28 protein-coding genes are annotated in these 26,222 nt (G+C 69.8%); 7 read left to right on the plus strand and 21 right to left on the minus strand.

From position 1 onward, the window contains the following. The first annotated feature begins 165 nt into the window (after positions 1–165). The 5 genes from AC07OH_RS13250 (at position 166) to AC07OH_RS13270 (ending at position 4,304) form a co-directional block, all read left to right on the plus strand. On the plus strand, positions 166–891 hold the full coding sequence (locus AC07OH_RS13250) for a hypothetical protein (protein ID WP_495300990.1): 726 nt from the start codon (positions 166–168) through the stop codon (positions 889–891). A 47-nt stretch (positions 892–938) separates the two neighbouring features. Next, complete coding sequence (locus tag AC07OH_RS13255; protein WP_495300991.1) at positions 939–1,412, plus strand: hypothetical protein; 474 nt, start codon at positions 939–941, stop codon at positions 1,410–1,412. 235 nt (positions 1,413–1,647) lie between these two features. Continuing rightward, positions 1,648–3,207 carry a TerC family protein gene (locus AC07OH_RS13260; protein ID WP_495301411.1) on the plus strand — a complete coding sequence of 520 codons (1,560 nt, stop codon included), beginning with the start codon at positions 1,648–1,650 and terminating at the stop codon, positions 3,205–3,207. A 78-nt stretch (positions 3,208–3,285) separates the two neighbouring features. Next, a complete protein-coding gene (locus AC07OH_RS13265; protein ID WP_495300992.1) occupies positions 3,286–3,894 on the plus strand; it encodes a flavin reductase family protein in 609 nt (202 codons plus the stop codon). A gap of 5 nt (positions 3,895–3,899) precedes the next feature. Continuing rightward, positions 3,900–4,304, plus strand: coding sequence for a hypothetical protein (locus AC07OH_RS13270; protein WP_495300993.1), 405 nt, complete (start codon positions 3,900–3,902; stop codon positions 4,302–4,304). A gap of 4 nt (positions 4,305–4,308) precedes the next feature. On the opposite strand, the gene AC07OH_RS13275 is transcribed toward AC07OH_RS13270, so the two are convergent. The 20 genes from AC07OH_RS13275 to AC07OH_RS13370 all read right to left on the minus strand — a co-directional run bounded on the left by AC07OH_RS13275 (position 4,309) and on the right by AC07OH_RS13370 (position 23,887). Continuing rightward, positions 4,309–5,181 (minus strand): ChbG/HpnK family deacetylase, encoded by an 873-nt coding sequence (locus AC07OH_RS13275; protein WP_495300994.1) that lies wholly within the window; start codon positions 5,179–5,181, stop codon positions 4,309–4,311. 1 nt (position 5,182) lies between these two features. Beyond that, positions 5,183–6,772, minus strand: a complete 1,590-nt coding sequence (locus tag AC07OH_RS13280) for an ArnT family glycosyltransferase (RefSeq protein ID WP_495300995.1) — start codon at positions 6,770–6,772, stop codon at positions 5,183–5,185. Continuing rightward, positions 6,769–7,803 (minus strand): glycosyltransferase family 2 protein, encoded by a 1,035-nt coding sequence (locus AC07OH_RS13285; protein WP_495300996.1) that lies wholly within the window; start codon positions 7,801–7,803, stop codon positions 6,769–6,771. Before AC07OH_RS13285 ends, AC07OH_RS13280 begins: the two co-directional genes overlap by 4 nt. Continuing rightward, a complete protein-coding gene (locus tag AC07OH_RS13290) occupies positions 7,800–8,369 on the minus strand; it encodes a phosphatase PAP2 family protein (RefSeq protein ID WP_495300997.1) in 570 nt (189 codons plus the stop codon). Before AC07OH_RS13290 ends, AC07OH_RS13285 begins: the two co-directional genes overlap by 4 nt. A 152-nt stretch (positions 8,370–8,521) precedes the next feature. Next, a complete protein-coding gene (locus AC07OH_RS13295) occupies positions 8,522–8,971 on the minus strand; it encodes a hypothetical protein (RefSeq protein ID WP_495300998.1) in 450 nt (149 codons plus the stop codon). Positions 8,972–9,089: 118 nt separating this feature from the next. After that, positions 9,090–9,650, minus strand: coding sequence for a methyltransferase family protein (locus AC07OH_RS13300; RefSeq protein ID WP_495300999.1), 561 nt, complete (start codon positions 9,648–9,650; stop codon positions 9,090–9,092). A 29-nt stretch (positions 9,651–9,679) separates the two neighbouring features. Next, positions 9,680–10,438, minus strand: a complete 759-nt coding sequence (locus AC07OH_RS13305; protein WP_495301000.1) for an SDR family NAD(P)-dependent oxidoreductase — start codon at positions 10,436–10,438, stop codon at positions 9,680–9,682. Beyond that, positions 10,438–12,498, minus strand: coding sequence for a phenylacetic acid degradation bifunctional protein PaaZ (gene paaZ, locus AC07OH_RS13310; protein WP_495301001.1), 2,061 nt, complete (start codon positions 12,496–12,498; stop codon positions 10,438–10,440). Before paaZ ends, AC07OH_RS13305 begins: the two co-directional genes overlap by 1 nt. 58 nt (positions 12,499–12,556) lie before the next feature. Beyond that, positions 12,557–13,288: an ABC transporter ATP-binding protein gene (locus tag AC07OH_RS13315; protein WP_495301002.1), complete on the minus strand. Its 732-nt coding sequence runs from the start codon at positions 13,286–13,288 to the stop codon at positions 12,557–12,559. After that, positions 13,285–15,186 (minus strand): branched-chain amino acid ABC transporter ATP-binding protein/permease, encoded by a 1,902-nt coding sequence (locus AC07OH_RS13320; protein ID WP_495301003.1) that lies wholly within the window; start codon positions 15,184–15,186, stop codon positions 13,285–13,287. The genes AC07OH_RS13315 and AC07OH_RS13320 overlap by 4 nt, the downstream gene beginning before the upstream one ends. Further along, complete coding sequence (locus tag AC07OH_RS13325) at positions 15,183–16,211, minus strand: branched-chain amino acid ABC transporter permease (RefSeq protein ID WP_062478648.1); 1,029 nt, start codon at positions 16,209–16,211, stop codon at positions 15,183–15,185. Before AC07OH_RS13325 ends, AC07OH_RS13320 begins: the two co-directional genes overlap by 4 nt. A gap of 128 nt (positions 16,212–16,339) precedes the next feature. Continuing rightward, complete coding sequence (locus AC07OH_RS13330) at positions 16,340–17,485, minus strand: ABC transporter substrate-binding protein (RefSeq protein WP_095743877.1); 1,146 nt, start codon at positions 17,483–17,485, stop codon at positions 16,340–16,342. A gap of 53 nt (positions 17,486–17,538) precedes the next feature. Next, positions 17,539–18,633 (minus strand): 1,2-phenylacetyl-CoA epoxidase subunit PaaE, encoded by a 1,095-nt coding sequence (paaE, locus tag AC07OH_RS13335; RefSeq protein WP_495301004.1) that lies wholly within the window; start codon positions 18,631–18,633, stop codon positions 17,539–17,541. A gap of 12 nt (positions 18,634–18,645) precedes the next feature. Then, the gene (gene paaD, locus AC07OH_RS13340) at positions 18,646–19,170 is read right to left on the minus strand and encodes a 1,2-phenylacetyl-CoA epoxidase subunit PaaD (protein ID WP_495301005.1); all 525 of its coding nucleotides are present in this window, start codon (positions 19,168–19,170) and stop codon (positions 18,646–18,648) included. Further along, entirely contained in the window at positions 19,170–19,949 is a 780-nt protein-coding gene (paaC, locus tag AC07OH_RS13345) for a 1,2-phenylacetyl-CoA epoxidase subunit PaaC (RefSeq protein WP_095949436.1), read from the minus strand. Before paaC ends, paaD begins: the two co-directional genes overlap by 1 nt. A gap of 17 nt (positions 19,950–19,966) precedes the next feature. Then, positions 19,967–20,263 (minus strand): 1,2-phenylacetyl-CoA epoxidase subunit PaaB, encoded by a 297-nt coding sequence (gene paaB / locus AC07OH_RS13350; RefSeq protein WP_159275003.1) that lies wholly within the window; start codon positions 20,261–20,263, stop codon positions 19,967–19,969. Next, positions 20,260–21,270 (minus strand): 1,2-phenylacetyl-CoA epoxidase subunit PaaA, encoded by a 1,011-nt coding sequence (paaA, locus tag AC07OH_RS13355; RefSeq protein WP_495301006.1) that lies wholly within the window; start codon positions 21,268–21,270, stop codon positions 20,260–20,262. Before paaA ends, paaB begins: the two co-directional genes overlap by 4 nt. 40 nt (positions 21,271–21,310) lie before the next feature. Further along, positions 21,311–22,621 (minus strand): phenylacetate--CoA ligase PaaK, encoded by a 1,311-nt coding sequence (paaK, locus tag AC07OH_RS13360; RefSeq protein ID WP_495301007.1) that lies wholly within the window; start codon positions 22,619–22,621, stop codon positions 21,311–21,313. 14 nt (positions 22,622–22,635) lie between these two features. Then, positions 22,636–23,082, minus strand: coding sequence for a hydroxyphenylacetyl-CoA thioesterase PaaI (gene paaI / locus AC07OH_RS13365; protein ID WP_056578139.1), 447 nt, complete (start codon positions 23,080–23,082; stop codon positions 22,636–22,638). Between the two features lies 1 nt (position 23,083). Then, the gene (locus AC07OH_RS13370; RefSeq protein WP_495301008.1) at positions 23,084–23,887 is read right to left on the minus strand and encodes an enoyl-CoA hydratase-related protein; all 804 of its coding nucleotides are present in this window, start codon (positions 23,885–23,887) and stop codon (positions 23,084–23,086) included. 149 nt (positions 23,888–24,036) lie between these two features. Here AC07OH_RS13370 and AC07OH_RS13375 point away from each other — a divergent pair, with 149 nt between their 5' ends. Both AC07OH_RS13375 and AC07OH_RS13380 read left to right on the plus strand, forming a co-directional pair. After that, positions 24,037–24,639 carry a phenylacetic acid degradation protein PaaY gene (locus tag AC07OH_RS13375; RefSeq protein ID WP_159278218.1) on the plus strand — a complete coding sequence of 201 codons (603 nt, stop codon included), beginning with the start codon at positions 24,037–24,039 and terminating at the stop codon, positions 24,637–24,639. Between the two features lie 71 nt (positions 24,640–24,710). Continuing rightward, positions 24,711–25,355: a TetR/AcrR family transcriptional regulator gene (locus tag AC07OH_RS13380; protein WP_495301009.1), complete on the plus strand. Its 645-nt coding sequence runs from the start codon at positions 24,711–24,713 to the stop codon at positions 25,353–25,355. Here AC07OH_RS13380 and AC07OH_RS13385 read toward each other — a convergent pair. After that, the gene (locus tag AC07OH_RS13385) at positions 25,337–26,140 is read right to left on the minus strand and encodes an SDR family NAD(P)-dependent oxidoreductase (RefSeq protein ID WP_495301010.1); all 804 of its coding nucleotides are present in this window, start codon (positions 26,138–26,140) and stop codon (positions 25,337–25,339) included. The genes AC07OH_RS13380 and AC07OH_RS13385 overlap by 19 nt on opposite strands. Positions 26,141–26,222 lie beyond the last annotated feature (82 nt).

The raw sequence follows: 26,222 nt of genomic DNA on the forward strand, positions 1-26,222 counted from the left end.
ATCTTCTCGGTTAACGGGCTTCGCGACAGGCGTTGCTTGTTCAAAAAAAAGATGCCTTAAGGCCTGCTTGGCCTCGAGAGCGACGCTTCCCGCTGGTATGGTCGTGGGCGCAATCCAGCTCCAAGCCACCCCGCCCGTTGTCGACGCATTGGGTACTTGCTTCACATGCCCCTTCGTCACGACCGCATCTTTCCGCGCTACGCGTTCTACTGTGTGCTGGCCGGCCTGGCCGCGATCTATGTCTTCTGCGCCATGGTGCTGGTGCCGGCCAGGATATACATCCTTCCGTACCTCATCACGCCGGACTTCGTGCGCTACAAGGGCGCGTTCTTCGTGCTGGTGCTGGCGATACCGGCCGCGATCTACCTGATTGGCTGGAAGGGCAGCGACTTCTTCGCGTGGCTGCGCACCCCACCGGTGCTGACGCTGACCGCGCACGGCCTGCAGCTGGGCACGCAGACCGTCGCCTTCGCCGACGTGACGCGGCTGCGCCATCGCCACAACCGCAACCACCTGCTGCTCACCACCCGCGACGGCCGCACGCTGCGCCTGCGGCTCGACCTGTGGGACGACCCGTACGCGCTCGTTGCTGAAGTGGAAGAGGCCGTGGGCGAGGTGCTGCGGCACGACGTGGAGCGGCGCCTGCATGCGGGCGACACCGTGCCCTTCGGTGCGCTGGCGCTGAATGCCGAAGGGCTGGTGCACAAGGGCCAGCTCATCGCGTGGTCGAGCATCGACACGATCCGCACGCAGTCGGACGCCGAAGCGATGGACGTCGACGAGCACCTGCTCATCGTCGCCAACGGCAAGACCCGCAAGATCGATCGCTCGAAGATCGACAACGAACCGGTGCTGATGGTGTGCCTCATGCAACGCCTGCCGTCGGCCTGAGCCTTCTTCCTTTTCTTTTCAATCTCCAAAGTACAGCGACTCAAAAAATGGAAATCTACAGCTCCGCCCGCCAACAGGAAAAAACCCGCCAGGACCGCCCCGTCTTCTATTCCCGCACGCGGCTGATCGCCGGGGCCACGCTCTGGGTGGTGGTGGCGGTCGTGCTGGCCGTGCTGTGCATCCGCGCGCAGGACAAGAACATCGGCATCCTCATCGCGGCGGGCTTCGGCCTGTTGGCCGCGTGGCTGGCGGTCAAGTGCATCCGCACGCTGGCCAACATCGGCACGCCCGCCTTCGTCATCGGCCACCAGGGCCTGACCTTCGAGAACGGCCTGCTGCTGCCGTGGCCCAACATCGTCGAGAACACCTGGGTCAACCAGGACTACATGGGCATTCCCATCGGCAAGCAGATCCAGATCAGGACCGACCTGCCCAAGCCGAAGGCGCGCGTGCTGCGCCGTGCCACCGCGCTGGAGATTTCGGGCGACGAGTACCTCGCGCTGTGCGACGCCTACCGCTGAGCCGCAGGGGCTGAAAGCCCCTTGGCAGCGGGGCGTCAAAAAAGGGTTCGATAGACTGCAGGGGTGACATCCTCTTCAGAGCCTCCCAGTAGGTCGCTGGCCTGCGCCAGCTTTCGCCTGCACCGCTGCGTTGCGATCAACGTACTCGCAGCGCACGTCCTCCCCGTCTTTTCACTGTCGCCCGACATGGCCCGCGCCATGCCGGGCCGCACCCGTTGCCCGCGCGCTTTCCATGATTGAACTCCTCACCGACCCGACCGCCTGGATCGGCCTCCTGACGCTGGTCGTCCTGGAGATCGTGCTGGGCATCGACAACCTGATCTTCATCGCGATCCTCGCGGAGAAGCTGCCGCCGCACCAGCGCGACCGGGCGCGGCGGATCGGCCTGGGCCTGGCGCTCTTCATGCGGCTGGCGCTGCTGTCGATCGTCTCGTGGCTGGTCACGCTGACCACGCCGCTGTTCAGCGTGTTCGGCCAGGGCTTCTCGGGCCGCGACCTGATCCTGCTGCTGGGCGGCCTGTTCCTGCTGTTCAAGGCCACTTCCGAACTGCACGAGCGGCTGGAAGGCGTGACGCACACGGCCGGCGGCTCGACCGTGTATGCGGGCTTCGCGCTGGTGGTCACGCAGATCGTGGTGCTCGACGCCGTGTTCTCGCTCGACGCGGTGATCACCGCCGTGGGCATGGTGGAGCACCTGCCGGTGATGATGGCGGCCGTCGTCATTTCCATCGGCATCATGCTGTGGGCGTCGAAGCCGCTCACGCGTTTCGTCAACGCGCACCCGACGGTGGTGGTGCTGTGCCTGAGCTTCCTGCTGATGATCGGCCTGAGCCTGGTGGCCGAAGGCCTGGGCTTCCACATTCCGAAGGGCTACCTGTACGGCGCCATCGGCTTCTCCGTGATGATCGAGGCGCTGAACCAGTGGGCCAAGCGCAATGCGCTGCGGCACGAGGCCCGCCGGCCGCTGCGCGACCGCACGGCCGAATCCATCCTCCGGCTGCTCGGCGGCCGGGCGCCCGGCGAGCCGGTGCCGGCGGGCGGCATGCCCGACGCGGCGCTGGCGGCGCAGCCCGCCTTCGCCGTGGCGGAGCGCAACATGGTCAGCGGCGTGCTGTCGCTGGCCGAGCGCAATGTGCGCTCGGTGATGACGCCGCGCACCGACATCTCGTGGGTCGACCTGAACGACGAACCCGACGCGGTGCGCGAGCAGCTGCTCGACACGCCGCACGGCATCTTTCCCGTGTGCCGCGGCTCGCTGGACGACGTGGTGGGCGTGGCGCGCGCGAAGGACCTGCTGGGCCACCTGCTGCGCGACGGAAAGATCGACGAGCGCGGCGGCCTGCGCACGCCGATCTACGTGCCCGAGTCGACCACCGTGATCAAGCTTATCGACACGCTGCGCGGCGCGCGCGGGCAGCTCGCGCTGGTCAACGACGAGCACGGCACGCTGACCGGCGTGGTCACGCCCATCGACGTGCTGGAGGCGATCGCCGGCGAGTTCCCCGACGAGGACGAGACCCTGGAGATCCTGCAGACCGCATCCGACGCGTGGACCGTGTCGGGCAGCGCGGACCTGCACCTGCTCGAACAGGCGCTGCAGACCCATGGCCTCGTGAGCGACGACGACAGCTACACCTCGGTGGCGGGCTTCCTGCTGGTGCGCTTCGGCGGTCTGCCGCCCGCGAAGGCGACGTGGGTGCACGACGGGTACGAGTTCGTGGTGACCGAGGTCGATGCACAGCGCATCCGGACCGTGGCGGTGCGCCGGCTGCCGCCGCCGGAAGCCGAGGCTTGAACGCAGCGACCGACCGCGACGCGGGCCGGCCGATTTGTTAGGCTGGCGCCCCGTCGTCGTCACCTTCATTCCACGCGCATGAACGCCTCTCACCGCCGGCCGGTTCCGCTGGCCAAGGCCTACCGCCTGCTGAACCACGGCCCGACCGTGCTCGTGAGCGCTGCGCACGACGGCCGGCGCAACATCATGGCCGCGGCCTGGGCCATGCCGCTGGACTTCGATCCGCCCAAGGTGGCGGTCGTGCTCGACAAGAGCACCTGGACGCGCGTGCTGCTCGAAGGTGCGGGCACCTTCGCACTGCAGGTGCCCACGCGCGCGCAGCTCGACCTGACCGAGGCGCTGGGCAACAGCTCGGGCCGCGAGATCGCCGAGCGCGACGGCAGCGACAAGTTCGCCGCCTACGGCCTCTCGACCTTCGCGGGCGAGGCCACCGGCGTGCCGATGCTCGAAGGCTGCGCGGCCTGGCTCGAATGCCGGCTGCTGCCCGAGCCGCCGATCCAGCAGCGCTACGACCTGTTCCTGGGCGAGGTGATCGCGGCGCAGGCCGACGCGCGCGTGTTCTCCGAAGGGCGCTGGCATTTCGAAGGACACGACGAACTGCGCACGCTGCACCACGTGGCGGGCGGGCACTTCATCGTCGATGGCGAGGCGGTCGATGCGAAGGCGCTGCCGCGCGTGACACCGTAGCCTGCATGCCGGACCTGAACCCCGTCATCACCGTCGTCGGCTACAGCCTCATGGGGCTGCTGGCGGCCATGATGGGGTCGCTGGGCCTGGCGGCGCTGTGGACCTGGCGCGACTGGCCCGGCGCCGACCGCCTGACCGGCCTGGCCGCGCGGCTCGCGATCCTCACGTGGATGGTGGGTGGCGTGATGCTGGTCGTCGGCGGGCTGGCGATGGCCGGGCTGGCGGCCTGGGTGATCTTCTGGGCGTCCAAGCCGCTGCCGTCGACACTGCTAGGCATTGCGGGCTACGTGGCCTCGCGGGCCGTGCTCGTGGTCATGGCGGTGCTGCTGGTGCGCAAGGGCGGGCTGGTCCTTGCCGCCTGGTGGGGCGCGCGAGGCGAAGGCACCGGGACGACGCCCGACAAGCCGTAGCTGTTCAGGCCGCGGCCGGGTGCGGCACCTCGACCGGGAGCGCGCCGAGCCAATGCGACAGCGGCGCCAGCACCACCTCGCCGGCCCCGTCGGCGTCCCGCACCGGAAACACCAGGTCGCGCAGCACCGCGTACTCGCGCAGCCGCGCGGGGCCGATCGGGTCGCCCGGCGTCAGGCCGGCGGAGGGGTGGCACATGAGCACATCGCCCGTCTCGCTCGCCGCGATCCATGCGGTGAGGCGCTGCTGGTGGTCTTCCATGTCGCCCTCGAAGTCGTACACGCCGAGCAGGCGGCGGCTCGTGGGAATGCCGTGGCGGCGGGCCAGCGCCGACAGGCCCGCGGCGCCCAGCGCATGGATGAGGCCGGCCTTCAGCCGCTCGGCGCCCCGGCCCGGGCCCGGCGCCGTGTGGCGCAGCCACGGCGGCGACGCGCCGTAGCGCCGCACGATCTCTTCCACCAGCAGCTCGCGCACCATCGGCAGCTGGTGCACGTGGCGGTGCCCGTCGACGAAGGCGGGCGCGCGGTGCATGGCGTCCTCGAAGCGGGTGAACTGGTCGCGGATGTCGGCGCGCAGCCCCGGGGCGAAGGCCGTGCGCGTCCAGGTGCGTGCCACCAGCCCGGTCAGGGCCGGCTCGGGGCCGCCGGAGACCTCGGGCCGCGTGAGGTCCAGGTGCAGGCCGGCGTCGAAGCCGCCGGCGTCGATGCGCAGCAGTGCCCGTGCGCCGGCCAGCCAGGCGCGGCGGCGCACCATGCAGCTGGTGGCCGAGACGATGCCTCGCTCCGCCAGGTCGATGACGGCCGCGTTCACGCCGGCGCTCAGGCCGAAGTCGTCGGCGCAGATGCACAGGCTGCGGGACGGGGCGGTGGGGGTGCGCATGTCAGTCATTGGCGCTGGCCGGGGCCGCCGGCGGGAGGTCGAGGCACTGCGCGTCGCCCGTGGCGCTGCCCGCGAAGCGCCAGGCTGCGACAGCCGGCGTGAAGGCGACCAGCCGGGCCTGCGCGAGCCACGGATGGGCGAGCTGCGCGTTGCTCGGGCCCACCAGCCAGGTGGTGCGCGGCGTGCACAGGGCGGCGGCCAGCTGCGTGCGGTCGACCAGCAGGTCGGCGGCGCGCGCGGGGTCGAAGCGGGCCGCGTCCGCGATCTCCTTGCGCCAGTTGTCGCGCGTGTCGGTGGCGGCGGCCTGCCAGTCGTCCGCCACCCGCACGGGCGTGCGCAGGTTCCAGTAGAACGGGATCTCGTAGAGGTAGCTGTCGAGCATCAGCACCTGGTCGCCGGCCGCCACGGCCTGGCCCTCGGGCAGCCGCAGCATCGTGCCCGGCGGCCGTGCGTACAGCGCAAGGCCGGCCACGCAGGCGATGCACACGAGGGCCGACGCCAGGGCCGTCGCGCGGACCTTGGGCAGCAGCGTGTCGGGCACGCGGCCCGCGAGCACGCGCTGTGCGATCAGGCAGGCCAGCGGCGGCAGCGCCGGCAGCACGTAGCCGACCAGCTTGGAGCGCGGCAGCGAGAAGAAGCCGACGATGACCACGAGCCAGATCCACATGAGCCAGTCGATGTCGGAGAAGCGCGTGCGCGGCGCCGCCGCGTCGCGCCCGCGCGGCACCAGGGCCCAGGCGAACCACGGCAGCGTGAGGGCCGCCAGCACCGGCAGGTAGAACCACATGCCATGCTCGTTGTTGAAGCCCGAGGACGCGAAGCGGCGGAAGTGCTGGGTGATCACGAAGTAGTCGAAGAACTCGGGGTACTTCATCTGCATCGCGACGAACCACGGGCCGGCCACCGCGAGCAGGATCGCCCAGCCCGGCAGCCACACGGCCAGGCGCAGCACCACCGCCTTGCGCGTCACCGCGCACCAGGCCAGCAGCACCAGCGCGGGCAGCAGCAGGCCGATGAGCCCCTTGGCCAGCAGCCCCGCCGCCGCGAGCAGGTAGGCGCCCGCCAGCAGGCCGCGCCACGGTTCCTCGCGCTCGCGCGCCAGCACGGCGCCGGCGCCGAACAGCACGGTGCCCGAGATGCAGCCGGCCACCAGCATGTCCAGGTTGGCGAACTGCGCGCCCAGGAAGAAGAAGGGCGTGGTGACGAGCACCACGGTGGACAGCAGCGCCAGCCGCACCGTCGACCAGCGGCGCAGGAACAGGAACAGCGCCGAGGCCGCGATGCCCGCGCCCAGCACGGACGGCAGCCGCGCGGCCCATTCCACCGGCCCGGCCACCGCCATCGCGGCGGCGCCGATCCAGTAGAACAGCGGCGGCTTGTGGAAGAAGGGCAGGCCGTCCAGCCGCGGCACCAGCCAGTCGCCGGAGTGCAGCATGCCCAGCGCGATGCCGACGTAGCGGCCTTCGTCGGGCGCCATCAGCGGCCGGGCCCAGGCCGTGATGAGCAGCCAGGCGAAGATCCCCGCGATGAGCCACAGCGGCTGCGGTGCGGTCCACCAGGCCGGCGCGGTCGTGGTCGTGCGCGATGTCATGGCTGCCCGGCCCCGAGGCCGGTTCCGCGCTCCTGGCGCACCACGTACAGCGGCCGGCCCTTGGCCTCCTCGTAGATGCGCGCGATGTACTCGCCGACGATGCCGGTCGAGATCATCTGGATGCCGATGAAGAACATCAGGCTCACCACGATGGTGGTCCAGCCGGAGACGGCGTTGCCGAACAAGAGGTGGTCGATGGTCACGAAGATGCCGTACGACAGCGCCGGCACCGCGAACAGCAGGCCGACCACGCTCACCATGCGCAGCGGCCAGGTGGTGAAGGCGGTGAGCCCGTCGATCGCCAGGCTCACGAGCCGACGCGCGTTGAAGCTGCTGGCGCCCTGCGCGCGCGGGGCCGGCGTGTAGGGCAGCGCCACGGCGCGGAAGCCGACCCAGGCGTACAGGCCCTTCATGAAGCGGCTGCGCTCGGGCAGGCTCTTCAGCGCGTCGACCACCTTGCGGTCCATCAGGCGGAAGTCGCCTGCATCCTTGGGCACCGAGAAGCGGTCCGAGTCGTTCATGAGCCGGTAGAACAGGCGGCTGCCGAGCTGCTTGAAGCGGCTCTCGTCGTGGCGCGCCTCGCGCACCGCGTAGACCACCTCGGCGCCGGCGCGCCACTGTGCGAGCATGTCGTGGATGAGTTCGGGCGCGTGCTGCAGGTCGCCGTCGAGCAGCACCACCGCATCGCCGCCAGCGGCCACCAGGCCCGCGGTGAGCGCGGCCTCCTTGCCGAAGTTGCGCGACAGCGAGATGCAGCGAAAGCCCGACAGGTCGCACCAGGCCTCGGCCACGGCAGCGGTGTCGTCGGTGCTGCCGTCGTCGACCACGATGATTTCCCAGTGCATCCGCGTGGCCCACAGCACGTCTTCGAGCAGCGGCAGCAGGTGGCGCAGGTTGGCGCCTTCGTTGAAGCAGGGGATCACGCACGAGAGGCTGCGCGCGCCGGGCGGCGGGGTGTCGGGGTCGACGGTCCGCGGCGAGGGGGCGGCCGTGGCATCGGTGTCCGGGCGCAGGGTCGAGGTGGTGGTCATGAGGGTCTCCAGGCGGAAGCCGTGGCACGGGTGGCGGCGCGCACGGCCGCGCGGTGGGCCAGCCACTGCGCGGTGCCCAGCGCGCCGACGAGCGCGGCGGCCAGCAGCAGGCCGGCCGCGATGTCGAACGGGAAATGAACCCCGGTGTAGACGCGGCCCCAGCCGGTGGCGGCGGCCAGCAGGAACAGCGGCACGCCGATGGCGCGCAGGCCGGTGCGCGCCAGGAAGGCCAGCGCGACCGTGAACATCACGCTGGCGTGCGTGCTCGGCAGCGAACCGTTGACCGCGTGCGTGATGTAGGCCGGCACCAACCCCTGTGCGAAGGGGCGCGGCACGTTCAGCCGCAGCGCGATGGCGTGCGACAGCATCGAGGCCAGCCCGGCCAGCAGCCCGACCGCGACCAGGTAGGCGCGCTCATCGGGCCGGCGCCACAGCATCGCGAGCGCGACGGCGGCGCACAGCCAGCTGCCGCCGAGCGCCAGCGTGCGGGCGCACATCAGCACCCACGGCGTGGGCTGCGCGCCGGCGGCGAGCCATTGCAGCAGGGCGAGGTTCAGCGCGTGCATGGCGGCACCTCGCTTGGCACACGGCCAACGGTGGACGCAGGGCAATGCGCGCACGAAGAGAAAGCGGACATGGTCGGACCTTTCGACAAAGACGAGGGGGAGCCGGCCGCGCAGGGCGCAGCACAGCCGCTCGGCGCGCGAGGCGCCGCTTCTCAGGTCGCGAAAGGCGGGGCGGCGGGGGGAGGCAGGCGCCGCCAGGGGGCGGACGGTGGTGGCGCGCCGGCATGCCGCGGCACGGGCTCGGGCACCGTGCGCCCGGCAGGGGCGGCACGCCGCATCAGCACCACGGCCAGCGGCAGCAGCGCCAGCAACAGGGCCAGCAGCGTGTCCAGCCCCAGGTTCAATGTGTCGGGAAGATGAATCCCAGCGGGGCCCTGGGCGAACACCGTGGTCTCGCGGTCGAACGGGTGGTCCGCGCGGTCGTCCGCTTCGAACTGCGTCGTCTCGCCGACGCCGCGCAGCCGCAGCATCGGCTCGTCCTCGAGCCCGTCGCAGTTGAAATGCACCGCGATGAAGGGCTGCAGCAGGCTCAGTAGCAGGGCCGCGAACCACCACGCCCGGCGATGGGCATGGGCGAGACGGCGGATGCGTGCGAGCAACATGCGCGAATGCTAGGAGCCTCGCATGAACAGAACCTGATCGTGCAGGTCAGCGTCCCGCAAGGTAGCGGGGGGCGCGGAAAGGGCAGGGCAGGCCGGCGCTACCGGGCCGGCGCCGCGCTCACAGCAGGAAGGGAATGAAGCGCCGCGTGCCGCGCATGTAGTCGCGGTAGGCGTCGCCGAAATGCGCGAGGCATTCTTTTTCGTCGCGCAGCGCCGTGAGGAACAGGAACAGCGTGGCCGCGAGCACCAGCGCCAGCGTGAGCCAGGTGAACTGCTTGAGGAAGGCGCCCCAGGCCAGCAGCATCAGCGCCGTGTACATCGGGTGGCGGATGTAGCGGAAGGCGCCGGTGGTCACCAGCGCCGAGGTCTTTTCAAAACCGTACAGGGCCGGGTCGTCGCTGCGCGCTTCGCTCGGCTTGCCGTGTGCCTTGAGCAATCGCACCGCGTGGATGGGCAGCCAGATCGACAGCGCCAGCAGCACGCAGGAAATCAATTGCGTGGCCGAGAACGGATCGACATGCCACACCGGCAGGTTCAGCACGATCAGCACCAGCATGCATTCCCACGCGAAGAAGCGGTAGAAGCCGTGCGAGCCGGGCTGGCTCAGCGGGCCGCGCGACACGTACAGCAGCGCGGCCGTGCCGGCGACGAAAAGAAAGAGCTGGAACCAGAGGAGCATGGCGGCCGAATTTACACGGCCCGCAAGACTCAGCCGGAGATCGAAAACCCGCCGTCGACCGGGATGGCGGTGCCGGTCACGTAGTCGGAGGCGGCGCTGGCCAGGAACACGGCGGTGCCTGCGATGTCCGAGGGCTGGCCCCAGCGGCCGGCCGCGGCGCGCGCCTTCACGCGCTCGTACAGGCCCGGGATCTGGGTGCGCGCACCGTCGGTCAGCTCGGTCTCGAACCAGCCCGGCAGGATGGCGTTGACCTGGATCTGGTCGACCGCCCACGAGAGCGCGGTCGACTTGGTGAGCTGCACGATGCCGGCCTTGCTCGCGGCGTAGGCCGGCGCGTAGGGCGCGCCGAAGATCGACATCATCGAGCCGATGTTGATGATCTTGCCGCCGCCCGCGGCCTTCAGGTGCGGGTGCGCGGCGCGGCTGCACAGGAAGGCGCTGGTGAGGTTGGTGTCCATCACCTGGTGCCACTCGGCCAGCGCGAGCTGGTCGACCGGCTTGCGCACCGTGGTGCCGGCGTTGTTCACGAGGATGTCGAGCCGGCCGCAGCGCGCGGCGACCTCGTCGAAGGCCTGCTGCACCGAGACTTCGTCGGTCACGTCGAGCGCGAGCGCGAAGCTGTCGCTGCCCAATGCCTTCAGCGATTCGACCGCGGCGGCCGACTTCTGTGCATTGCGCGCCGCAATGACGACGCGGGCGCCGGCCTTGGCGAGGCCCTGTGCCATGCCGAGGCCGATGCCGCCGTTGCCGCCGGTGACGAGCGCGACTTTGCCTGTGAGATCGAACATCAGGTGGAGCTTGGGGTGGTGGGTTTCTTGGAGACGAGCGTCAGGATATCGTAGCTCGCGACCAGCTCGCCGAGCTGGTTGGTCACCTCCACGTCCCAGGCCACCACGCCCTGGCCCTGGCCGCTCGCGTCCTTCTTGTTGCGGTCGATCTTGCGCTTGCAGGTCAGGCGCGCCTGGATGGTGTCGCCGATGCCCACGGGCTTGACGAAGCGCAGCGTGTCCAGGCCGTAGTTGGCGAGCACCGGGCCGGGCGAGGGCGACACGAACAAGCCCGCGGCCGCCGACAGCACGAAGTAGCCGTGCGCGATGCGCTTGCCGAAGGGCGAGGCCTTGGCCGCCTCTTCGTCGAAGTGCATGTAGAAGTAGTCACCCGAGATGCCGCCGAAGGCGACGATGTCGGCTTCGCTCACGGTGCGGCGGTGCGTGAGCAGCGAGTCGCCGATGCGCAGTTCTTCGAAGTAGCGGCGGAAGGGATGCACCTCGCTCTCGCGCAGCGCGGCGCCGCGCACGTGCTCGCCGGTCACGGCCGCGAGCATGGTGGGCGAGCCCTGCAGTGCGGCGCGCTGCAGGTAGTGCTTCACGGCGCGCAGGCCGCCGAGCTCTTCACCGCCGCCCGCGCGGCCCGGGCCGCCGTGCTTGAGCACCGGCAGCGGCGAGCCGTGGCCGGTCGATTCGGCGGCGGCCTCGCGGTCGAGCACCAGCAGGCGGCCGTGCCAGGCGGCGGCGACCGGAATGGCCTTGGCGGCGATGGCCGGGTCGCGCGTGACCAGCGTGCCCACGAGGCTGCCCTTGCCGCGCGCGGCCAGCGCCAGCGCTTCGTCGATGCCGTCGTAGGGCATGAGCGTGCTGACGGGGCCGAAGGCCTCGACGTCGTGCGCCGCATCGTGTTCGAGCGGCTTGCGGCTCAGGAGCAGCGTGGGCGCGAAGAACGCGCCTTCGCCCACGCCGTCGCCCACGGGCGAGAAGCCGTCGCGCTCGCCGTACACCAGCTCCGCGCCCTGCAGCAGCGTGGCGACGCGCTCGGCCACGTCGGCCTGCTGGTCGCGCGAGGCGAGGGCGCCCATGCGCACGTCTTCGCGCGACGGGTCGCCGATGACGGTCTTGGCCAGACGGGCGCGCAGCTTCTCAGCCACCGCATCGAGGTGCTGGCGCGGCACGATCGCGCGGCGGATGGCGGTGCACTTCTGGCCGGCCTTGGTGGTCATCTCGCGCGCCACTTCCTTCACGAAGAGATCGAACTCCTCGTCGTCGGGCGTCACGTCGGGCGCGAGGATCGCGCAGTTCAGCGAGTCGGCCTCGGCATTGAACGGGATCGACTGGCGCACCAGGTTCGCGTTCACGCGCAGCTTGGCGGCGGTGTCGGCCGAGCCGGTGAAGGTGACCACGTCGGGGCCTTCGAGGCGGTCGAGCAGGTCGCCCGTGCTGCCGATCACGAGTTGCAGGCTGCCTTCGGGCAGGATGCCCGACTGCACGATGAGCTTCATGAGCGCTTCGGTGAGGTAGCTGGTGGCCGTGGCCGGCTTGCCGATGCAGGGCATGCCCGCCAGGAAGCTGGGCGCGAACTTCTCGAGCAGGCCCCACACCGGGAAGTTGAAGGCGTTGATGTGCACCGCCACGCCGCCGCGCGGCACCAGGATGTGCGTGCCCGCGAAGCCGCCCTTCTTGCCGAGCGGGAAGGCCGGGCCTTCGTGCACGAGGTTGCCCGAGGGCAGCTCGTTGGTGCCGATGCTGGCGTAGGCGCTGAGCGTGCCGGCGCCGCCTTCGATGTCGATCCAGCCGTCGGCGCGCGTGGCGCCGGTGTGGGCCGACACGGCATACAGCGCTTCCTTGTTCGCGGCCAGGTACTTGGCCAGCGCCTTCAGGCGTTCGGCGCGCTGCTGGAAGTCGAGCTTCATGAGCGCGGGAATGCCGACGCGGCGCGCGTGCGCCAGCGCCTCGGCGAAGTCGATGGCCTCGGCGTGCGTGCTCGCGACGGCCTGGCCGTTGACGGCGCTGCGCAGCGATTGGGCGGCTTGCTGGCCGATCCAGCGGCCGGCGATGTAGCTTTGAAGGGTGGTCATGGCGCGTGTCCTTTGAAGAGGGAAGGCGCAGCGGCGTGGTGCGCGCGCTGCGCGGGGTTCATTTCTTGTTGCCGATGCCCAGGTAGGTATCGATGATTCGCTGGTCGTGCAGCAGATCGCCGGCATTGCCTTCGAGCGCCACCGCGCCCATCTCGAGCACATACGCACGGTCGGCCACCTGCAGCGCGGCGCGGGCGTTCTGTTCCACCAGCAGCACCGAGACGCCGTGCCTGCGCAGCTGCGACACCACGCGCAGCACCTCGCGCACCACCAGCGGGGCCAGGCCCAGCGAGGGCTCGTCGAGCATCAGCAGGCGCGGGCGTGCCATGAGCGCACGGCCGATGGCCAGCATCTGGCGCTCGCCGCCCGAGAGCGTGGAGGCCATCTGCGGACGGCGCTCCTTCAGGCGCGGAAAGATCTCGAAGATCTCGTCCATGCGCGCACGCTGGTCGCGCTGGCCCTTGCGCCACTGGTAGAAGCCGCCGAGCAGCAGGTTGTCTTCGACCGACATTTCGCCGAACAGCTCGCGCCGCTCGGGCACCAGCGCCACGCCGCGCGCCACCATGGTCTCGACGCCAGGGCGCGCGATGCGCTCGCCGTCGAGCGACAGCTTGCCGCTCGACTGGAGCAGGCCCATGGCCGCGCACAGCAGCGTCGTCTTGCCGGCGCCGTTGGGGCCGATCACGGTGACGATCTCGCCCTCGTTCACGTGCAGGCGCACGCTGTGCACCGCCTCGACGGTGCGGTAGGCGACGCAGAAGTCTTCCAGTTGAAGAATGGGATGGCTCATCGGGCGTCTTCCAGCAGTTCGTCGTCGGCGCCGCCCAGGTAGGCCTCGAGCACGCGCGGGTTGGCCTGCACTTCGGCTGGCGTGCCGGTGGCGATCACGGTGCCGAACTCGAGCACGGTGATGCGGTCGGCGAGGTTCATCACGAACTCCATGTCGTGCTCCACCACGAGGATGCCCAGGCCTTCGGCGCGCAGCTGGCCCAGCAGCTCCGAGAGCGCGCGCTTTTCAAGGTGGCGCAGGCCGGCGGCGGGTTCGTCCAGCAGCAGCACCGAGGGCTGGCCGGCGAGCGCGCGGGCGATCTCGACCACGCGCTGCTGCCCCAGCGACAGCGACGCGGCCGGCGTGTCGGCATGCGCACCGAGGCCGCAGCGCTCGATCTGCTTGCGGGCTTCGGCCATCAATGCGGCTTCCTCGGCGCGGTCCAGCCGCAGCATCGCCGCGAGCCAGCCGCGCTTGGCGCGCAGGTGGGCGCCAAGCGCCACGTTCTCGACCACGCTGCGCTGGCCCAGCAGGCGCACGTGCTGGAAGGTACGGCCCAGGCCGCGCGCCGCGAAGGCGCGCGAGGGGCGGCCCGACATGGCATCGCCTTCGAGCCGCACTTGGCCCGAGCTGGGGTCGTCCACGCCCGAGATCATGTTGAAGAAGGTGCTCTTGCCCGCGCCGTTCGGGCCGATCAGCGCGTGGATCTCGCCGGCCTTCAGCGTCATCGAGATGTCGTTGTTGGCGATGAGGCCGCCGAAGCGCTTGCTGACCGCGTCGGCCTGCAACAGCATCGTGCCCGCCGCTGGCAGCACGCGCTGCGCGAGCTGCGCCGCCGGTGCGGCTGCGTTGGCTGCAGGTGCCTTGGCCACCGGCCGCACCCAGCGGCTCACGAGCCGCGCCAGCGTGGGCCACAGGCCGTCGGCAAAGCGCTGCAGCACGAACAGCATCAGCAGGCCGAACACCACCACCTCGAAGTTGCCGCTGGTGCCCAGCAGCGCGGGCAGGATGTCCTGCAGCTTCTCTTTCAGCAGCGTGATCAGCGTGGCGCCGAGCACCGCGCCCCACAGGTGGCCCGCGCCGCCGACCACCGCCATGAACAGCATCTCGATGCCGATGTTCAGGTTGAAGGGCGTCGGGTTCACGAAGCGCTGCATGTGCGCGTAGAGCCAGCCCGACACGGCCGCCAGCAGCGCGGCCAGCACGAACAGCTTGATGCGGTGGCGCGCCGTGTCGACGCCCATCGACTCGGCCATGAGCCGGCCGCCCTTGAGCGCGCGGATGGCGCGGCCTTCGCGCGAGTCGAGCAGGTTGTGCAGCGCCCACAGCGCCAGCAGCAGCACGGCCCAGATCACCACGCCGAGCGCGCGCGGCGAGGCCAGCGAGATGCCTGCGACCACCAGCGGCGGCACGCCCGTGATGCCGGTCTGGCCGCCCAGGAACTCCATGTTGCCGAGCAGGAAGTACAGGCTCAGGCCCCAGGCGATGGTGCACAGCGGCAGGTAGTGGCCCGACAGCTTGAGCGTGACCGCACCGAGCGCCCAGGCCAGTGCGAAGGTCAGCACCAGCCCGAGCAGCAGGCCCAGCCACGGCACCAGCGCCGAACCGGCGATGCCGCCCAGCCAGCCCGCGGCCGTGGGCGAGGTGCAGATCCACGCGGTGGCATAGGCGCCCATGCCGACGAATGCGGCCTGGCCGAAGGAGGTCATGCCGCCCACGCCGGTCAGCATGACCAGCCCGGCGGCCACCAAGGCGTACAGGCCGATGTTGCTGAGCACCGCGACCGTGAAGTCGGGCAGCCAGCCCCAGGCCAGCGCGAGCGCCACGATGCACACCAGCGTGAGGGTGCGCGGCGTGACCAGCGGACGGCCCGCGTGCACGGCGGTGGCGGGCGAAGATGAAGTCGACGGCGCGCTCATTCCTCGTCCTCCACGTGGTGGCTGCGCAGCGAACGCCACCACAGCACCGGAATGATCAAAGTGAACACCAGCACTTCCTTGTACGCGCTGGCCCAGAACGAAGAGAAAGCCTCCAGCAGGCCGACCAGCAACGCGCCCGCGAGCGCCAGCGGGTAGCTCGCGAGCCCGCCCACGATGGCGGCCACGAAGCCCTTCAGGCCGATGAGAAAACCGGTGTCGTAGTAGACCGTGGTGATCGGTGCGATCAGCAGGCCCGACACCGCGCCGATGAGCGCCGCGAGCGCGAAGCTCAGGTCGCCCGACAGCTCGGTGGGAATGCCCGAGAGCCGCGCGCCCACGCGGTTGATGGCCGTGGCGCGCAGCGCCTTGCCGACCATGGAGCGGCCGAAGAACCAGAACATCGCAATCACCAAGAGCAGCGTGACGCCCACCACCACGAGCGACTGCCCGCTCACGGGGATGCCGCCGATGTCGAAGCGCACGTCGGAGAACGGCGTGGTGCGCGAACCTTCGGCACCGAAGAAGAACAGGCCCAGGCCGACCAGCACGCCGTGCAGCGCGACCGAGACGATCAGCAGCATCAGCACCGTGGCATCGGCCAGCGGGCGGTACGCCAGGCGGTACAGCAGCGGGCCCAGCGGCGCGATCAGCACCAGCGTGGTGACCGCCTGCATCGTCATCGACGTGGGCTTGAGGCCCAGCACCAGCACCGCGGCGATCGCCGGGAAGGCGACGCACCAGGTGAAGGCCGAGCGCCAGTCGATGGTCGCGCCGCGCTTCCAGCGCCACACCTCCACGGCCAGCGCCATGACGCCCAGCGCCACCAGCAGCCACAGCGTGGCCGGCGTGCGCCCGCCCTGCAGCGCCGCCATCGAGAGCGCACCGAAGGCGACGAACTCGCCCTGCGGGATGAAGATCACGCGCGTGACCGAAAACACCAGCACCAGCGCAAGCGCCATCAGTCCGTAGACCGCGCCGTTCACGATGCCGTCCTGCCCCAGCAACAGGGCAATCTGCAAGTCCATATGAAAACCTTCGGGCGGAGCCCGTGATTCAGATCAAGAACACCGAGGCACCGGCTGTGCCGGACCTCAGGTGTTGCCCCCGGTCGGGGGTGGGAGAGGCGACACGCAGGGCGCGAAGCCTGGGTGGCTTAAGGCTGGTACTTCCAGGCGCCGTTTTCGATCTTCACCATCACGCGCGCGCGCTGGTCCAGACCCAGGTGGTCCGCTGCCGTCATGTTGAACACGCCGTGCGCGCCCGACACGTCCTTGGTCTGCTCGAGCGCATCGCGCAGCGCGGCGCGGAACTCGGGCGTGCCCGGCTGGGCCTTCTTCAGCGCGACCGGCACGGCCGAGCTCATCAAGAGGCCCGCGTCCCAGGCGTGCGCGCCGAAGGTCGAGACCGTGCCCTTGCCGTAGGCGGCTTCATAGGCGGCGACGTAGGCGAGCGCAGACTTCTTCACCGGGTTGCTGGCGGGCAGCTGGTCGGCCACGAGCACCGGGCCGGCCGGCAGGAAGGTGCCGTCCACGTCCTTGCCGCCCACGCGCAGGAAGTCGGCGTTGGCCACGCCGTGCGTCTGGTACATCTTGCCGGTGTAGCCACGCTCCTTGAGCGTCTTCTGCGGCAGCGCGGCCGGCGTGCCGGAGCCGGCGACCAGCACCGCGTCGGGCTTGGCCGACATGAGCTTCAGCGCCTGGCCGGTGACCGAGGTGTCGGAGCGCGCATAGCGCTCGTTGGCCACGATCTTGATCTTCTTCAGGTCGGCGGCTTTGGCGAACTCCTGCGACCAGCCTTCGCCGTACGCGTCGGAGAAGCCGATGAAGCCGACCGTCTTCACGCCGTTGGCGGCCATGTGCTCGGCGATGGCCAGCGACATCATGATGTCGTTCTGCGGCGTCTTGAACACCCACTTCTTCTTGGCGTCCATCGGCTCGATGATGCGGGCCGAGGCGGCCACCGAGATCATCGGCGTCTGCGCCTCGCTGGCCACGTCGATCATCGCGAGCGAGGCCGGCGTGGTGGTCGAGCCCAGGATCACGTCGACCTTGTTCTCGGCGATCAGCTTGCGCGTGTTGTTCACGGCGGCCGTGGTGTCGGAGGCATCGTCCAGCACGATGTAGTTGATCTTCTGCCCGCCGATCGTCTTGGGCATCAGCGCGATGGTGTTCTTCTCGGGAATGCCGAGCGACGCCGCCGGCCCGGTGGCCGAGATGGTCACGCCGACGTTGACGTCGGCCCAGGCCGAGAGGGCCGTGGCGCACAGGGCGGCGATCAGCAGGGGCTTGAAGAATTTCATGGTTGGTTTGTCTCCGGGTTGAAAGGGGAAAGGCCGAGGGAAAAGCCGTGCGTTCAACGCTCGTCGAAGGACAGCGTGACGCGTTCGGTCAGGGGGTGGGCCTGGCAGGTCAGCACGAATCCCGCGGCCACCTCATTCTTGTCGAGCGCGAAGTTTCTTTCCATGCGGACTTCCCCGTCCACGCACTTCGCGCGGCAGGTGCCGCACACGCCCGAGGTGCACGAGAACGGCACCTCGAGCCCGGCCGCCGACGCCGCATCGAGGATGCTGGGCTGGCCCTCGGTGTAGGTGATCTCGCGCTGCAGGCCGTCGCGCACGATGGTCACGCGCGCCTGCTTGGCGTCGCCCGGCTGCGCCTCGTGCACCACCGCGCCGACCTGGTTGGCCGAGGTGGCCGAGGGCAGCGCGACACCGAAGCGCTCGATGTGGATGCGGTCTTCGGGCACGCCCGCGGCGAGCAGCGCGGCCTCGGCCTCGTCGTTCATCTGGAACGGGCCGCACACGTACACGTGGTCGATCTGCGCGGCGGGCACCACCGAAGCCAGGAACTCGCCGATCTTCTCGCGGTTCATCACGCCGAAGCCCAGCGGCGAATCGGTGTGCTCGTCGGAGAACACGTGCTGCAGCACGAGGCGCGTCATGTGGCGGTTCTTCAGGTCCTCGATCTCTTCCTTGAACATCGTGGACTGCAGCTGGCGGTTGCCGTAGATCAGCGTGAAGCGGCTCTTGGGCTCGCGCGCCAGCACGGTCTTCATGATCGACAGGATCGGCGTGATGCCGCTGCCGCCGGCGATGCCGACGTGGTGGCGCGCGGCCTCGGGCTCGATGGGCACGAAGAAGCGGCCTTGCGGCGCCATCACCTGCAGGCTGTCGCCGGGCTGCAGGTGGGCGTTGATCCAGTTGGAGAACACGCCGCCGCGCACCTTGCGCACGCCGACGCGCAGCTCGCCGTCGTCGAGGCCGGCGCAGATCGAATAGGAACGGCGCAGGTCCTGGCCGTCGATGTCATGGCGCAGCGTGAGGTACTGGCCCTGCGTGAAGCCGAAGACTTCGCGCAGCGCGGGCGGCACCTCGAACGAGACGATGACGGCCTCGTGCGTGTCGGGCTCGATGGCCTTCACGCGCAGGGGGTGGAAGAGGGTGCTCATCGTGGGCGTGCCTCAGATAGGCTTGAAATGTTCGAAGGGTTCGCGGCAGGCCATGCAGCGGTACAGGGCCTTGCACGCCGTGGAGCCGAAAGCAGACAGCCGCTCGGTGCGCTCGCTGGCGCAGCGGGGGCAGGCGATGCGCTCGCCGGCCATGCGGCCGAAGAGCTTGATCGGCATGGCGGTGTTGGAGGCCTGCTCGGGCGTGAGGTGCGCGGGCGGCGCGATGCCGTAGGCCTTGAGCTTGTCGCGGCCTGCGTCGCTGATCCAGTCGCTGGTCCAGGCGGGTGCGCGGCGCAACGTGGCGCGCGCGCGGCCGAGGCCTGCGTGCTCGATGGCGGCCAGCACGTCGTGCTCGATGGCTTCGGTCGCGGGGCAGCCGGAGTAGGTCGGCGTGAGCACGATCTCCAGGCCGTCGTCGTGTTCGATCACCTCGCGCACGATGCCCAGGTCGCAGACCGACACGGCCGGCACCTCGGGGTCGGGCACGGTGTGCAGCACGGCCCACGCCGCATCAATGCGCGACGCCACGGCGTTCATCACCACACGCCTCCGGGGAAGCTGCGCTGCAGGTGCTGCATCTCGGCCAGGATGTAGCCCATGTGCTCGCTGTGCACGCCGTGCTTGCCGGTGCTGCGGAAGGCGGCTTCCTTCGGCATGGCGAGGCCGGCGGCGTCGAGCACCTGCTGCATTTCGGCCAGCCACGGCTCGCGCAGTTCGCTCCAGGCCGGGCCGAGGCCGCTGGCGCTGGCCTGCGCATCGACGTCGTCGCTGTCGAACAGCTCGGGCACGTAGAGCCACAGCTGCTTGAGCGCCTTCTCGGTGCGGCGGCGCGATTCGTCGGTGCCGTCGCCCAGGCGCACGACCCAGTCGGCCGAGTGCTGCTGGTGGTAGCGCGCTTCCTTCAGCGCCTTGCCGGCGATGGCGGCCACCTCGGCGTCGCTCGACGCGGCCAGGCGTTGCCACAGCAGCTTGAGCAGCGTGGCGACCATGGTGTTGCGCAGCACGGCAAAGGCGAAGTCGCCGCGTGGCAGCTCGACCAGCGTGAGGTTGAAGTAGTCGCGCTCGTCGCGCAGGTAGGCGAGCTGGTCTTCGTCGTGCGCGCGGCCGGCGCCTTCGAGCTGGCCGGCGTGCGTGAGCACCGCGCGGGCCTGGCCGACGAGGTCGAGCGCGATGTTGGCCATCGCGATGTCTTCTTCGAGCACCGGTGCGTGGCCGCACCATTCGCCCAGGCGCTGCGCGAGCACCAGGCAGGTGTCACCGATGCGCAGCAGGTAGTGCACGGCGGGCGTGCGGTTCAGTTCGATCGAGGCTTGCATGGCGTGCCGTTCCTCGCTCACATGTGGTCCACGGACTTGGGCAGCGCGTAGAAGGTGGGGTGGCGGTAGACCTTGTCTTCGGCCGGGTCGAAGAACATGTCCTTGTCGCCCGGGTCGCTGGCCACGATCTGGTCGGAGCGCACCACCCAGATGCTGCTGCCTTCCTGGCGGCGCGTGTAGACGTCGCGCGCCATCTGGATCGCCATCTTCGGGTCGGCCGCGTGCAGGCTGCCGCAGTGCTTGTGATCGAGGCCGGCCTTGCTGCGCACGAACACTTCCCACAGGGGCCACTCTTGCTTCATTTCGGTGCTCATGCTGCTTCCTTCAGAGGTTGTTTGTTGGCGTGGGCGAGGGCGGCTTCGCGCACCCAGGCGCCGTCGTCCCAGGCATCGACGCGGGCCTGCAGGCGTTCGCGGTTGCAGGGGCCGTCGCCGGCGATCACGCGCCAGAATTCGCTCCAGTCGATGACGCCGAAGTCGTGCGCCTGGCGTTCTTCGTTCCACTTGAGGTCGGGATCGGGCAGCGTCACGCCGAGGATCGCGGCCTGTTCGACGGTGGCGTCGATGAACTTCTGGCGCAGCTCGTCGTTGCTGAAGCGCTTGATGCCCCAGCGCATCGACTGCGCCGAGTTGGGCGACTGGTCGTCGGGCGGGCCGAACATCATGATCGAGGGCCACCACCAGCGGTTGACCGCGTCCTGCACCATGGCCTTTTGCGCGTCGGTGCCGTGGGTCATCATGGTCAGCAGCGACTCGTAGCCCTGGCGCTGGTGAAAGCTCTCTTCGCGGCAGATGCGGATCATGGCGCGCGCATACGGTGCGTACGAGCAGCGGCAGATCGGCACCTGGTTCATGATGGCCGCGCCGTCGACCAGCCAGCCGATGGTGCCCATGTCGGCCCAGCTGAGCGTGGGGTAGTTGAAGATCGAGCTGTACTTGGCCTTGCCCGTGTGCAGCGCGTCGAACATCTGGTCGCGCGAGGTGCCCAGCGTTTCGGCGGCGGCGTACAGGTACAGGCCGTGGCCGCCTTCGTCCTGCACCTTGGCCAAGAGGATGGCCTTGCGCTTGAGCGTGGGCGCGCGGCTGATCCAGTTGCCTTCGGGCAGCATGCCGACGATTTCCGAATGCGCGTGCTGGCTGATCTGGCGCACCAGCGTCTTGCGGTAGTGCTCGGGCATCCAGTCTTTCGCCTCGATGAAGTCGCCGGCGTCGATGCGCGCGTCGAAGCGTTCCTCGAGACGCAGCTCGTCGGCGGAGCGCACGGCCTTCTGCTTGCCGTCGCCTGCGTCCTTGCCCATCGTGTCCATGGCCTGGGTGTACATGTGCGTGTCCTTTCGGTGCGGTGTGTGGGTGCGCGGGCGCTCAGCGCGGGCGCGTGTCGACGACGCGCCGGGCCTTGCCGGTCTGCGTGCGTTCCATTTCGTCGGGGCCGTGCACGACCACGCGGGTGGAGATGCCGATGAGCGTCTTCACGCGGTGCTGCACCCATTCGGAAATCGCGTTGCGGTCGGCCGCGGCGGCTTCGTGCGGCGTGAGTTCGCAGTGCACCTCGACCTGGTCGAGCAGGCCTTCGCGGCTCACGCGCACCTGGTACAGGCCGGTGAGGGCGCTGTGCGCGAGCACGATCTCTTCCACCTGCGTGGGGAAGACGTTCACGCCGCGGATGATCATCATGTCGTCGCTGCGCCCGACGATCTTGCCCATGCGGCGGAACGACCGCGAGGTGGGCGGCAACAGGCGCGTGAGGTCGCGCGTGCGGTAGCGCACGATGGGCATGGCCTCCTTGCTCAGCGAGGTGAAGACCAGTTCGCCTTCTTCGCCGTCGGCCTTCAGCTCGCCGGTTTCGGGGTCGATGATCTCGGGGTAGAAGTGGTCTTCCCAGATCACCGGGCCGTCCTTGCTCTCGACGCATTCGCTGGCCACGCCCGGGCCCATCACTTCGGAGAGGCCGTAGATGTCGACGGCGTCGATGCCGGCGCGCGTCTCGATGTCGCGGCGCATGGCTTCGGTCCACGGCTCGGCGCCGAAGATGCCGACCTTGAGCGAGCTGTCTTTCGCGTCGAGGCCCTGGCGTTCGAACTGCTCGATGATCACCTGCATGTAGCTGGGCGTGACCATGATGATGTCGGGCTTGAAGTCCTGGATCAGCTGGACCTGCTTCTCGGTCTGGCCGCCCGACATCGGGATGACGGTGCAGCCGGCGCGCTCGGCGCCGTAGTGCGCGCCCAGGCCGCCGGTGAAGAGGCCGTAGCCGTAGGCGACGTGGATCATGTCGCCGGGCCGTCCGCCCGCCGCGCGGATGGAGCGCGCGACGAGGTCGGCCCAGGTGTCGATGTCTTTCTTGGTGTAGCCCACCACGGTCGGCTTGCCGGTGGTGCCCGACGACGCGTGGATGCGCGCCACCTGCGTGCGCGGCACGGCGAACATGCCGAAGGGGTAGTTGTCGCGCAGGTCGGTCTTCACCGTGAACGGGAATTTCGACAGGTCGGCCAGTGACTTCAGGTCGTCGGGGTGCACGCCCTTGGCATCGAAGGCCTGGCGGTAGTGCGGCACGTTGTCGTAGGCGTTGCGCAGCGTGGTGCGCAGGCGCGTGAGCTGCAGGGCGGCGATCTCGTCGCGGCTGGCGGTTTCGATCGGCTCGAGGTCGCCGGGGGCGGGGCGTTTCACGGTCATGGTGGGGTGTCTCCTCAAGCGGCCGGGACGGCCGGCCGGCCCTTGGCGGTGTACGAGCGACCGCGGAACATCGCGATGCGCTCGCCGCGCTGGTTGGTGATTTCGGTGTCGTACACGCCGGTGCGCCCGGCCTTGGAGACTTCGAAGCAGCGCGCGGTGAGCACGTCGCCCTCGCGCGCCGGCGCGAGGAAGTCGATGGCGAAGCCCGAGGCCACGGTCAGCTCGTTGTACGAGTTGCAGGCGAAGGCGAAGGTGGAATCGGCCAGAGTGGCCATGAAGCCGCCGTGGCAGATGGCGTGGCCGTTGAGCATGTCGGGGCGCACGCGCATCTCGAGCGTGGCCTGGCCGGGGCCGACCTCCACGATACGCATGCCCAGGCCCTTGCTGGCGTTGTCGTTCGCGAACATGCCGTCGCGCACGAACTCGGCGGTCTGTTGCGGGGTGCGGGAAGCGTCGGTCATCTCAGCGGTCCTTGAACACCGGGGCGCGCTTGGCGCGGAAAGCCTCGACACCTTCGCGGTAGTCGTCGGCATTGCCCATCTCGCGTTGGATGCGCGCTTCTTCGGCAAGTGCCGCGCCCAGGTCGAGGTTCTGCGCGGCGGCCATGGCCTCGCGGGTGGCGACCAGCGCGCGCGTGGGCATGCCGGCCAGGCGCGCCGCCAGCGCGGCGGCGGTGTCGGCCAGGGCCGCGTCGTCCACGCACTGCCAGATCAGGCCGATGCGCGCGGCTTCCTCGGCCGGGAGCTTGTCGCCCAGCATCGCGATGCCCAGCGCGCGCGCCGGGCCCACGAGGCGCGGCAGCAGCCAGGTGCCGCCGGTGTCGGGCACGAGGCCGATCTTGGTGAAGGCCTGGATGAAGCTGGCCGAGCGGCCGGCCACGACGAGGTCGCAGCACAGCGCGAGGTTGGCGCCCGCGCCGGCCGCCACGCCGTTGACGGCGGCAACCACGGGCACCGGCATCGAACGCAGGCGTGCGACCAGCGGGCCGTAATAAGCAGAGATGACGTGGCCCAGGTCCTTGGGCGCGGCGCCCGGCGTGGGGTCGGGCGCGACCGACGGGTCGGCCAGGTCCTGCCCCGCGCAGAAGGCGCGGCCGGCGCCGGTGAGCACCATGCAGCGCACGCTGCTGTCGGCGGCCGCGGCTTCGAGCGCGGCCAGCAGCTCGGCGTGCAGCCCGGTCGTGAAGCTGTTGAGCGCCGCGGGGCGGTTCAGGCTCAGCGTGCGGACGGCGCCGCTGTCGCTGATGAGTACCAAAGGCTCAGTCATGCGTGTCTCTTTCATCCTTTGTGGGGCCGTATCGGCAGGCAAACACTATTGACCGACCGTTCGGTTGATTTTAGGATCGACCTCGATTCCGGCACAAGCGGGGTGCATTCAGGGCAAACCCTGAGACTCGCAAAAAACAAGGAGACCGAATGCCCAGCTATTCCATCGACGGCGTGATTCCTGTCGTCGACCCGAGCGCCTACGTGCATCCCACGGCCGTGCTAATCGGCGACGTGATCGTCGGCCCCCACTGCTACGTCGGCCCCTGCGCCAGCCTGCGCGGCGACTTCGGCCGCATCGTCTTGCAGGAGGGTTCCAACGTGCAGGACCACTGCTGCATCCACGGCTTTCCCGACAACGACACGGTGGTGGAGGTCAACGGCCACATCGGCCACGGCGCGATCCTGCACAGCTGCATCGTGCGGCGCGACGCGCTGGTGGGCATGAACGCGGTGGTGATGGACGAGGCCGAGGTGGGCGAGAAAGCCATCGTCGCGGCCTGCGCCTTCGTGCCCGCCGGCATGAAGGTGCCCGCGCGTTCGCTCGCGGCGGGCATCCCGGCCAAGGTGCGGCGCGAACTCAGCGACGAAGAGATCGCCTGGAAGCTCGAAGGCACGCAGACCTACCAGGCGCTGACGGTGCGCAGCCTGGCCAGCCTGCACGAGGTGGCGCCGCTCGCCGAGGTTGAAAAAGACCGGCCGCGCCTGCCCGCCACCGACGTGAAATCCCTGATCGCCACCCGCCGCGGATAGCCCTGCGGCTTCATGCAAGATCGAGCCTGCTGTACGCCAGCAACCGACAGACAACCCAGGAAGAAGACCCGATGCCGCGTGGAAGATCCGCCACCTACGACGACCAGCGCGAACTGATCCTCGCGCAGGCCGCCCAGCTGTTCGCCCGCCGCGGCTACCCCGCGACCTCGATGAACCAGGTCGCCGAGGCCTGCAACCTGTCGAAGGCCACGCTCTACCACTACTACAAGGACAAGAGCAGCCTGCTCATCAGCATCGCCGAGACGCACGTCTCGAAGCTGGCGGCGCTGGTGGCCGAGGAAGAGGCCCAGCCCTCCACCGACGAGGAGCGCCTGCGCCGCTTCATCTACCGCATCGTCGAGGAGTACGCCGGCGCGCAGGACGCGCACCGCGTGCTGACCGACGACGTGCGCTTTCTCGAGGACGAAGACCGCGAGCGCGTGCTCGACCAGGAGCGCGCCGTGGTCGCCGGCTTTGCGCGCGCCGTGTCGGCGCTGCACCCCGGTGCGCCGAGCGACGAGCTCGCCAAGCCGCTGACCATGCTGCTGTTCGGCATGATCAACTGGATGTTCACCTGGATGAAGCCCGGCGGCCGGCTCGACCACGCGGCCATCGCGCCGATCGTGGCCGACCTGTTTCTGGGCGGGGTGGGGGCGGTGAAGCTGCCGGACCCCGCAGCGACTCCCGCCGGGGCCGATCAGGCTGCTGCCAGGTAGCGCGTGGCCGGCTGGCCGGTCTGCGACGCGCTGAACAGCGTGGCGCCTGCCTCGGTGAAGGCCGCGAGCAGCTTCGCCTCGTTCACCGAGGGCAGGGTGATCGGCTCTCCCAGGTCGAGCCCGGCCAGTGCGGCATCCACGCAGTCTTCGGCGGCCATGATCGTGCCTTCGGCCAGCGTCGACATCGGCACGCCCGACAGCTCCCAGATGTCGGTGGCCGTGGCCGCCGGCAGCACCAGCTGCACCTTCACGCCGGTGCCCGCCACTTCGTCCTGCAGTCCGCGCGTGAACGCGACCACGAAGGCCTTGGTGCCGCTGTAGATGCTGCTGATCGGCAGCGTGTGGAAGCCCAGCACCGAGCCGACGTTCACCAGCGTGCCGCGGTTGCGCGAGGTGAAGGCGGTCAGCGCGGCGCGGCTCAGGTGCGCGAGCGCGTTGATATTCACGTCGAGCATGCTTTGCAGCTGCGCGGGCGTGGTCTGCGCCACGGGCGCGAGCGTGGAAATCCCGGCGTTGTTGACCAGCAGCGTGACCGACGGGTCGGCCGCCACGGCCTGGGCCACGCGTTCGAGGTCGCCGCCGCTGGCCAGGTCGGCGGCCAGCGTCTGCACCTTCACGCCGTACCGGGCGCGCAGCTCGGCCGCGACTGCTTCGAGCAGCTCGGCGCGCCGCGCCACCAGCAGCAGGTCGTGGCCGCGGCGGGCCAGGCGGTCCGCATAGATCTTGCCGAGGCCGGCCGAGGCGCCGGTGACGACGGCGGTGCCGGGGGTTGCTTGATCGCTCATTTCGAATCCGTTCAAAGGGTAGGGGGTGGGTCGGAAAAGCCGTTTTCACTGCAAGCATGATGACCATCATGTTTGAGGTATC

This window comes from Variovorax sp. GW821-FHT10C12 (assembly GCF_059415405.1).

Coding starts and splice junctions, on each gene's coding strand:
- AC07OH_RS13250 (WP_495300990.1), top strand. CDS start 166: ATGCCCCTTCGTCACGACCGCATCTTTCCGCGCTACGCGTTCTACTGT.
- AC07OH_RS13255 (WP_495300991.1), top strand. CDS start 939: ATGGAAATCTACAGCTCCGCCCGCCAACAGGAAAAAACCCGCCAGGAC.
- AC07OH_RS13265 (WP_495300992.1), top strand. CDS start 3,286: ATGAACGCCTCTCACCGCCGGCCGGTTCCGCTGGCCAAGGCCTACCGC.
- AC07OH_RS13270 (WP_495300993.1), top strand. CDS start 3,900: ATGCCGGACCTGAACCCCGTCATCACCGTCGTCGGCTACAGCCTCATG.
- AC07OH_RS13275 (WP_495300994.1), bottom strand. CDS start 5,181: ATGCGCACCCCCACCGCCCCGTCCCGCAGCCTGTGCATCTGCGCCGAC.
- AC07OH_RS13280 (WP_495300995.1), bottom strand. CDS start 6,772: ATGACATCGCGCACGACCACGACCGCGCCGGCCTGGTGGACCGCACCG.
- AC07OH_RS13285 (WP_495300996.1), bottom strand. CDS start 7,803: ATGACCACCACCTCGACCCTGCGCCCGGACACCGATGCCACGGCCGCC.
- AC07OH_RS13290 (WP_495300997.1), bottom strand. CDS start 8,369: ATGCACGCGCTGAACCTCGCCCTGCTGCAATGGCTCGCCGCCGGCGCG.
- AC07OH_RS13295 (WP_495300998.1), bottom strand. CDS start 8,971: ATGTTGCTCGCACGCATCCGCCGTCTCGCCCATGCCCATCGCCGGGCG.
- AC07OH_RS13300 (WP_495300999.1), bottom strand. CDS start 9,650: ATGCTCCTCTGGTTCCAGCTCTTTCTTTTCGTCGCCGGCACGGCCGCG.
- AC07OH_RS13305 (WP_495301000.1), bottom strand. CDS start 10,438: ATGTTCGATCTCACAGGCAAAGTCGCGCTCGTCACCGGCGGCAACGGC.
- paaZ (WP_495301001.1), bottom strand. CDS start 12,498: ATGACCACCCTTCAAAGCTACATCGCCGGCCGCTGGATCGGCCAGCAA.
- AC07OH_RS13315 (WP_495301002.1), bottom strand. CDS start 13,288: ATGAGCCATCCCATTCTTCAACTGGAAGACTTCTGCGTCGCCTACCGC.
- AC07OH_RS13320 (WP_495301003.1), bottom strand. CDS start 15,186: ATGAGCGCGCCGTCGACTTCATCTTCGCCCGCCACCGCCGTGCACGCG.
- AC07OH_RS13325 (WP_062478648.1), bottom strand. CDS start 16,211: ATGGACTTGCAGATTGCCCTGTTGCTGGGGCAGGACGGCATCGTGAAC.
- AC07OH_RS13330 (WP_095743877.1), bottom strand. CDS start 17,485: ATGAAATTCTTCAAGCCCCTGCTGATCGCCGCCCTGTGCGCCACGGCC.
- paaE (WP_495301004.1), bottom strand. CDS start 18,633: ATGAGCACCCTCTTCCACCCCCTGCGCGTGAAGGCCATCGAGCCCGAC.
- paaD (WP_495301005.1), bottom strand. CDS start 19,170: ATGAACGCCGTGGCGTCGCGCATTGATGCGGCGTGGGCCGTGCTGCAC.
- paaC (WP_095949436.1), bottom strand. CDS start 19,949: ATGCAAGCCTCGATCGAACTGAACCGCACGCCCGCCGTGCACTACCTG.
- paaB (WP_159275003.1), bottom strand. CDS start 20,263: ATGAGCACCGAAATGAAGCAAGAGTGGCCCCTGTGGGAAGTGTTCGTG.
- paaA (WP_495301006.1), bottom strand. CDS start 21,270: ATGTACACCCAGGCCATGGACACGATGGGCAAGGACGCAGGCGACGGC.
- paaK (WP_495301007.1), bottom strand. CDS start 22,621: ATGACCGTGAAACGCCCCGCCCCCGGCGACCTCGAGCCGATCGAAACC.
- paaI (WP_056578139.1), bottom strand. CDS start 23,082: ATGACCGACGCTTCCCGCACCCCGCAACAGACCGCCGAGTTCGTGCGC.
- AC07OH_RS13370 (WP_495301008.1), bottom strand. CDS start 23,887: ATGACTGAGCCTTTGGTACTCATCAGCGACAGCGGCGCCGTCCGCACG.
- AC07OH_RS13375 (WP_159278218.1), top strand. CDS start 24,037: ATGCCCAGCTATTCCATCGACGGCGTGATTCCTGTCGTCGACCCGAGC.
- AC07OH_RS13380 (WP_495301009.1), top strand. CDS start 24,711: ATGCCGCGTGGAAGATCCGCCACCTACGACGACCAGCGCGAACTGATC.
- AC07OH_RS13385 (WP_495301010.1), bottom strand. CDS start 26,140: ATGAGCGATCAAGCAACCCCCGGCACCGCCGTCGTCACCGGCGCCTCG.